The organism is Streptococcus lactarius (assembly GCF_016642265.1).
Classification (GTDB): Bacteria; Bacillota; Bacilli; order Lactobacillales; family Streptococcaceae; genus Streptococcus; species Streptococcus lactarius.
The window spans coordinates 111,409-119,113 of sequence record NZ_MRXX01000005.1; the positions used below are offsets into that span (position 1 = coordinate 111,409).

The window sequence follows — 7,705 nt, forward strand, 5'->3', positions numbered from 1 at the left end:
TAGTAGAGCCCACTCAACCACTGCATCTTGCTCGACAATCCAAAGACAATTGAGAGGCTAGGACTTTTTTCCAGCCTCTTTTTTTGTTTTGTAAAAAATATTTTTTACAAAATGCAAGATATATATTGCAAAATAGAAAATATAGTGTATAATAGAGCTATAAAAATAAGAAAGGAAAAGCCTGTGGCGAAAAATCTCAAATTAAAAATGGCCCGGGTCGAGCATGATATGACCCAGGGGGATCTTGCAGATGCCATTGGAGTAACGCGCCAGACCATCGGTCTGATTGAGGCGGGAAAGTATAACCCAACCCTCAGTCTCTGTCTTGCCACCTGTAAGACCTTGGATAAGACGCTGGATCAACTGTTCTGGGAGTAACAGTTTTAATAATAGAAAGAGGAAGAATATGAAACAAAAGAAAGAACCAATTGTAAAAGATGAACGGACTATGCTACTGGATGGAAAAATCGCAGGGGAACTTGTCCTTGGCATGACCTGCTTTATTGCCCTATCTGCCTTTGTGAAGTCCAGTATCCTAGACTTAGATCTAGTCGCTTATCTACCTGAGATGTTCCTTCTGATTGCCATGGGGGCTTATGCTCTGCTAAGAAGGATCAGTTCAGGGATTGATATCCGAGATGTGTTAGAAAAAGATAGCTGGTTAAGTCGCCTTGGGTCAGGTCTATTCTTTGCTGTGCTGATGATAGCCATGGATGTGATTGGAAAGCGAGAGGCAACGAGCTTTATCTTGAGTCCCAAGTATCTGGTCAAAATTTTATTAGAAATTCTCGTCTTTGCCATCCTGACAGATCTGCTTGAAAAACCACTTGCTCTTATCAATCGGAAAAAACAAGAGAAGATCGAGGCAGAATTAGAGGATGAAGAATAAGGAGGAAGAGATGAGATTACAATTGCTGAACAAACAAATCATAGATGAACGAGAAGAAGGCTTAGCTCAAAAGGCTGGTGCGGAGACGGCTGGTTTTCTTTTCCTTGCCTTAACTGTTTTTAGTGTGGGATCCATTTTTACATCTAAGGTGGGGCTCAGCCCAATCATGGTGGTAGCCTTACTCATCGTATCAGGATTGTATTATTCGGTGCGTTGTCAACGATTGGGTGTGAGATTTATCAGTTATAGCTATCTAAATGTGACGGGAATTGTAGCAGTAACCTCTATTCTCTCCTTGTTCATCTGGGCTCAAAATTTTCAATTAAACCAAGCTGTCTATCAGGCAAATCCCTTCCATTCAAAATTCTTACTAGTACTTCCTATTACCTTTTTACTGAATCTTCCAATTGTATGGGGAGTGAATACCCTTGTAATGCTTCTTGCAAAAGTTGAGAAAAGACGCTATGAAGCCTATCTGGATCAGTTGGAAAAGGAAGAGTAGGAAGTTGGAACCCTGGTTTCATCGTATAAAAGTCTGGGAAACCAGGCTTTTATTTTTCAGTCAAATAAATTGCATTCGTTTTCTTGGGAGAGTATACTGGTATAGTTGAATGAAAAATTCTGATAATTTAATCTTAGAAAAGAGAATGACATGGCAAAACCTATTCGTGTATTACTTTACTATAAATATGTTCCCATCGAAAACGCAGAACAATTTGCAGCTGATCACTTGGCCTTCTGTAAATCAATCGGCCTTAAAGGTCGTATCTTAGTCGCTGATGAAGGAATCAACGGAACCGTATCTGGTGACTACGAAACAACGCAAAAATACATGGACTACGTTCACAGCCTTCCAGGGATGGAAGACCTCTGGTTCAAGATCGATGAGGAAGAAGAGCAAGCTTTCAAGAAGATGTTTGTCCGTTATAAGAAAGAGATTGTCCACCTTGGTTTAGAAGATGATAATTTCGATAATGACATCAATCCTCTTGAAACAACAGGTGCTTACTTGTCACCAAAAGAGTTTAAAGAAGCTCTTCTCGACGAAGATACCGTTGTCCTTGATACTCGGAATGACTACGAGTACGATCTTGGTCACTTCCGTGGAGCTATTCGTCCAGACATCCGCAACTTCCGTGAATTGCCACAATGGGTCCGTGATAATAAGGAAAAATTCATGGACAAACGCGTTGTCGTCTACTGTACTGGTGGAGTCCGCTGTGAGAAATTCTCAGGCTGGATGGTGCGTGAGGGCTACAAAGATGTTGGTCAATTGCATGGTGGTATCGCAACTTACGGAAAAGATCCAGAAGTTCAAGGAGAACTGTGGGATGGGAAGATGTATGTCTTTGACGAGCGGATTGCGGTTGATATCAACCATGTTGATCCAAGTGTGGTCGGAAAAGATTGGTTCGATGGTACACCTTGTGAACGCTATGTCAACTGTGGAAATCCCTTCTGTAACCGTCGGATCTTGACCTCAGAAGAAAATGAAGACAAGTACCTTCGCGGATGCTCACATGAATGTCGTGTTCACCCTCGCAATCGTTATGTAGAAGAACACAAGATGTCACAGGCAGAGGTTGCTGAGCGTTTGGCTGTTATCGGTGAGACGCTTGATGGAGAACCTGCTTAAAATAAACAAACAGTCTGAAAGCTCAGGCTGTTTTTTTATCCGAAAAGCGGGCTTGTCTTACTTGCAAAGACCCTCCAATGGGCCGTTTTATGGTATAATAGAGAACCAGAAGTCCTGACGAAGAGGAGGGGAAAATGATTTTAGAAGAATTTGATACCAATCGAGAGGCGATTATCAATCCGCAAGATCTACACGATCCGATTGAAGGATTTCCAAAAGTAGCTATCTCTTGCTTTTCAAGGGTCACATTTGCCCGCCTGCTAGAAAACTACGATCATGAGGTCATTGCAAGAACTTCCATGGCCAACTTTGAAGTCCTAGTCTATGGGATTAGGATTGGAGACCAACAGATTGCTGTCTTTAATGCACCAGTTGGGGCTGCTTCCTGTGTAGGGATTGTGGAGGATCTGATTCAATTTGGGATGGAAAAGCTCGTTCTCTTTGGAACCTGTGGGGTTTTGGACCAAGATATTGAGGCGACCTCTATTATGATTCCAACAGCTGCTCTTCGCGATGAAGGGACCAGTTACCACTATCTACCAGCTAGTGATGAAGTAGAGGTTAACCAGTCTTCGCTTCCTTTGTTTCAGGCTTTCCTCGAGAAACATCAGGTTTCTCACACCATCGGGAAAGTGTGGACGACAGATGCTCCCTACCGGGAAACTATCGACAAGATGAAGCGTCGAAAGAAAGCAGGAGCTATTTGTGTGGATATGGAATGTTCGGCCGTGGCAGCTTTAGCAGCCTTTAGGGGGTTTGAACTATGCCACTTCTTCTACGCGGCAGACCACCTCTCGGAAGAAAAATGGGATATCCGAACCTTATCCAGTCACGAGGATTTAGACGGCAAGGATCGAATCGCGGAGTTAGCTATCCAATTTGCACTCTTATGGGAGAAGGCAAACTAAATGAAAGAAGCAATGATTGAACTGAAGGATTTTTCCTTCCAATACAAGGCACAGTCTGAACCAACCTTGAAAAATCTCAACTTAACCATTTATAAGGGAGAAAAGGTCCTAATTGTTGGACCATCTGGTTCTGGAAAGTCAACAATTGGCCAGTGCTTAAATGGGATTATTCCCAATATTTATAAAGGAACCAGTAGTGGGCAATTCCTCATTCAGGGAAAAGAGGCCTTTGATCTCAGTATTTATGAGAAATCTCACTTGGTCAGTACGGTCTTGCAGGATACAGATGGTCAATTTATTGGTCTCAGTGTTGCAGAAGATTTGGCTTTTGCCCTTGAAAACGATATGGTGGAGCTGGGAACGATGAAAGAGCGTGTGCAGAGTTGGGCAGAACGCTTAGATTTGATGAAGCTCTTGGATCATCGGCCACAAGATTTGTCCGGTGGGCAAAAACAGCGGGTGAGCTTAGCAGGAGTTCTGATTGACGAGAGTCCGATTCTACTCTTTGATGAACCACTGGCCAATCTAGATCCCAAGTCGGGCCAGGATATTATTGATCTGATTGATCAGATTCATGAAGAACAGGGGACGACCACCATTATTATCGAACACCGTTTAGAGGATGTACTCTACCGTCCTGTCGATCGGGTTATCTTGATCAATCAAGGCCAAGTTCTCTTTAATGGTCAACTAGATGAGTTGTTGAGAACGACACTGTTGGGTGAAAATGGGATTCGAGAACCTCTCTATTTAACAACTCTTCGTCAACTCGGTCAGGATTTAGATCAATTGGAGCATCTGGATCGTCTGGAAGATATTGAGCTTACCGGTGTGAATCATTCCATTCCAGAAGCGACCTTTGCTAAAATTGATGAAGCAGAAGAACTATTGAAGTTGGAGCAGATTTCCTTTGCTTATCAAGAAAATCATCCGATCTTGAAAAATATTTCCCTCAGTATACCTAAGGGCCAGCGCTTAGCCATTGTCGGGAAGAATGGGGCAGGGAAATCAACTCTTGCTAAAGCCATCTGTGGCTTCATTACAACTGAAGGACAATACACCTTTAGAGGAGAAGACATTAAGCAGGAGAGTGTCAAGGAACGGGCCGAGCGAGTCGGCTATGTCTTGCAAAACCCCAATCAAATGATTTCAACCAACATGATTTTTGACGAGGTGGCTTTAGGCTTGCGCTTGCGAGGTGTCGCTGAAGAAGACATCAAAGAACGTGTCTATCAAGTGCTGAAGACTTGTGGCCTCTATGAGTTTCGTAAATGGCCGATTTCTGCTCTGTCATATGGACAAAAGAAACGGGTGACCATCGCTTCTATACTGGTTTTAGGACCAGAAATTTTGGTCTTGGACGAGCCAACGGCAGGTCAGGATCAGCGCAATTACACTGAAATCATGGAATTTCTAGATACCTTGCAACAAAAAGGCCACACCATTGTCATGATTACCCATGATATGCAACTGATGCTGGATTATTCTGATCGTGCAGTAGTGGTGACAGATGGTCAGATCATAGCCGACCTGTCTCCTGCAGCATTATTTACCCGTCCAGATATTTTACGACAGGCCAATTTGAAAGAAACATCTATTTTTGCCTTGGCCAATCGATTAGGAATGGATCCCTTGGACTTAACACAATTTTATATGCAACAGAAAGGAGAAGGTCATGAATCATCGATTAGTCGGCTACCATGAGGGGACGAGTTTTCTTCACCGCCTCTCAGGTGCGAGTAAGTTACTCTTTCTTCTCTTTGTATCTCTTGCGGCCATGTTGAGTTATGATACCAGGCTCCTTCTGGGAATTGGTCTGGGTGCCTTGGCCTTGTTCTCTACTGCCCACATTCGCTTTCGGGATATTTCTTTTGTGCTTGGATTTGCTCTTGTTTTTGCTTTTCTAAATGTGCTTATGGTCTATCTCTTTGCTCCTCAGTATGGTGTCGAGATCTACGGGGCAAAAACGGTACTGATGAAGGGCTGGGGATCTTATAGTATCACCTCACAGGAGCTCTTTTATCTTTTTAATCTCGCTCTTAAGTATGTCTGTACCATACCTCTTGCTTTGATTTTTTTGATGACGACCCATCCCAGTCAGTTTGCTTCAAGCCTCAACCAAATTGGCGTATCCTACAAGATTGCCTATTCTGTCAGCTTGACGCTGCGTTACATTCCTGACGTACAGGAAGAATATCAAACGATTAAATTGTCTCAGGAAGCCAGAGGGGTGGAGTTGTCCAAAAAGGCCAAACTGATCCAGCGAATTAAAGGCAATTTGCAAATCATCTCTCCCTTAATTTTTAGCTCACTCGAGCGGATTGACAGCATTTCTACGGCCATGGAATTACGTCGCTTTGGAAAAAATAAAAAGCGCACGTGGTATTCTTACCAAGCCATGAAAGGGAAAGATTATGGGATGATTCTATCAGCCATAGCTGTACTGGTTTTAAGTATTATCCTGATTGTTCTTAATCAGGGACGTTTTTACAATCCATGGAGGTCATGACATGTCAGAAACAATTTTAGTCACAGGTGCTTCGGCTGGTTTCGGTCAAGCGATCTGCCGTCGTTTAGTTGCAGATGGACACCGCGTCATTGGAGCAGCCAGACGTATCCAGAAATTACAGAAGTTACAAGGGGAGCTTGGAGAGTCCTTTTACCCCCTTCAAATGGATGTGACAGATCTTTCTCAGGTAGATCATGCACTTGCTAGTTTACCAGCAGATTGGTCTCAGATTGACGTTTTGATCAACAATGCTGGACTTGCGTTAGGTCTTGCTCCAGCCCAGGAAGCAGAGATGGCAGACTGGTTGACCATGATTCAGACCAATATCGTTGGCTTAGCCTATTTGACACGACGAATCTTACCTCAGATGGTGGAGCGAAATGATGGCTATATCATCAATATGGGCTCTACAGCAGGGACAGTTCCCTATCCAGGTGCCAATATCTACGGGGCATCCAAGGCTTTTGTCAAACAATTCTCCCTCAATCTTCGGGCAGATTTGGCAGGGAAGAAGATTCGTGTCAGCAATATTGAACCCGGTCTTTGTGAAGGGACAGAATTCTCTCTCGTCCGTTTTAAAGGAGATGAAAAACGGGTGGAATCCCTCTATCAGGATGCACATGCCATTCAGCCTGAAGACATTGCAAATACAGTTTCTTGGTTGCTCCAACAACCCAAGCACGTCAATGTGAATCGCATCGAGATCATGCCGGTTTCACAAACATTTGGCACTCAACCTGTTTATCGCGACTAACGCTCATTTCAACCAATACCTGCCGTGTTGGTTGATTTTTTATGTTTGTCTAATTTTTTGGTATAATAGATGGCAAAGTAAGGAGAATGAGATGTCAAGCGCTTTAGTCATTGGTTCCACTGTTTGTGATGTCATGGTCTATTTAGACCGTCTACCTAGTCGAGAAGGCGATGCCCATATTGATCATCAGCAATGGTCTGTCGGAGGGTGTGCCTTTAATGTTGTTAATATCTTGCATTTTTTGTCCCAAGACTATGAGTTTATCTCACCCGTTGGTTCGGGTATTTACGGAGATTTTGTAAAGAGTCACTTAAAAGAATTGGGCATTACTTCCTCAATCTCATTAGCTGGTCCAAATGGTTGTTGCTACTGCTTTGTAGAGTCAGACGGCGAACGGACTTTCTTATCGGATCATGGTGTGGAGTATAGCTTCCAGGCAGAATGGCTCAAAGAGATCGCAACCGAACGGTTTGATTATATATACTTGTGTGGTCTAGAAGTGGAAGAACCAACCGGTCTTGCGTTGGTAGAGTCGGTTTCTCAATGCCAGGGACAGGTCATTTTTGCCCCTGGGCCAAGAGGACTCCTAATTCCGACAGACCGACTGGAAGCGATCTATGATCTTCATCCGATCCTGCACGTCAATGAAGCAGAAGCCCTTGCCTTTTCTGGCTGTGATGATACTCGAAAGGCTGCTGAGAAATTGCACCAACGAACGGGTCAGTTGGTCATTGTGACCTTAGGTGAAAAAGGAGCGATTGCCTATGATGGCACCTGGTACCAAGCCGCGGGTCAGCCTGCACAAGTCGTGGATACAGTTGGTGCTGGCGATAGCCATGTAGGAGGCTTTCTGGCAGCGCGCTTAAGAGGGTTAGAAATCGAAGAAGCCCTCAGCTTTGCCAATAAAGTCTCCAGCCAAATTGTCGCAACCAAGGGCGTTCACCTCACTCAGGAACAGTACCAAGCACTAAGAGCAGAACTGGCACAAAACTAAAAAGAGAGTGGGACA

General features: G+C 43.8%; 8 protein-coding genes and 2 pseudogenes. All 10 read left to right on the forward strand.

The features are described 5' to 3' along the window. Positions 1-183 precede the first annotated feature (183 nt). Positions 184-378, forward strand: a complete 195-nt coding sequence (locus tag BTU61_RS04490; RefSeq protein WP_200772512.1) for a helix-turn-helix transcriptional regulator — start codon at positions 184-186, stop codon at positions 376-378. A gap of 28 nt (positions 379-406) precedes the next feature. Continuing rightward, complete coding sequence (locus BTU61_RS04495; protein ID WP_200772501.1) at positions 407-889, forward strand: DUF6773 family protein; 483 nt, start codon at positions 407-409, stop codon at positions 887-889. Between the two features lie 10 nt (positions 890-899). Beyond that, the gene (locus BTU61_RS04500) at positions 900-1,391 is read left to right on the forward strand and encodes a DUF6773 family protein (protein WP_200772502.1); all 492 of its coding nucleotides are present in this window, start codon (positions 900-902) and stop codon (positions 1,389-1,391) included. Between the two features lie 150 nt (positions 1,392-1,541). Further along, complete coding sequence (trhO, locus tag BTU61_RS04505; protein ID WP_200772503.1) at positions 1,542-2,525, forward strand: oxygen-dependent tRNA uridine(34) hydroxylase TrhO; 984 nt, start codon at positions 1,542-1,544, stop codon at positions 2,523-2,525. 134 nt (positions 2,526-2,659) lie between these two features. Beyond that, on the forward strand, positions 2,660-3,433 hold the full coding sequence (locus BTU61_RS04510) for a nucleoside phosphorylase (protein ID WP_200772504.1): 774 nt from the start codon (positions 2,660-2,662) through the stop codon (positions 3,431-3,433). Beyond that, positions 3,434-4,285: pseudogene (locus BTU61_RS10370) on the forward strand (ATP-binding cassette domain-containing protein); the annotation flags it as partial. A gap of 30 nt (positions 4,286-4,315) precedes the next feature. Further along, positions 4,316-5,137, forward strand: a pseudogene (locus BTU61_RS10375) (energy-coupling factor ABC transporter ATP-binding protein); the annotation flags it as partial. Next, complete coding sequence (locus tag BTU61_RS04520; RefSeq protein ID WP_200772506.1) at positions 5,109-5,942, forward strand: energy-coupling factor transporter transmembrane component T family protein; 834 nt, start codon at positions 5,109-5,111, stop codon at positions 5,940-5,942. The pseudogene BTU61_RS10375 and the gene BTU61_RS04520, both read left to right, overlap by 29 nt. A 1-nt stretch (position 5,943) precedes the next feature. After that, positions 5,944-6,696 carry an SDR family oxidoreductase gene (locus BTU61_RS04525; protein WP_200772507.1) on the forward strand — a complete coding sequence of 251 codons (753 nt, stop codon included), beginning with the start codon at positions 5,944-5,946 and terminating at the stop codon, positions 6,694-6,696. Between the two features lie 91 nt (positions 6,697-6,787). Further along, positions 6,788-7,690, forward strand: coding sequence for a carbohydrate kinase family protein (locus BTU61_RS04530; RefSeq protein ID WP_200772508.1), 903 nt, complete (start codon positions 6,788-6,790; stop codon positions 7,688-7,690). The last annotated feature ends 15 nt before the right edge of the window (positions 7,691-7,705 follow it).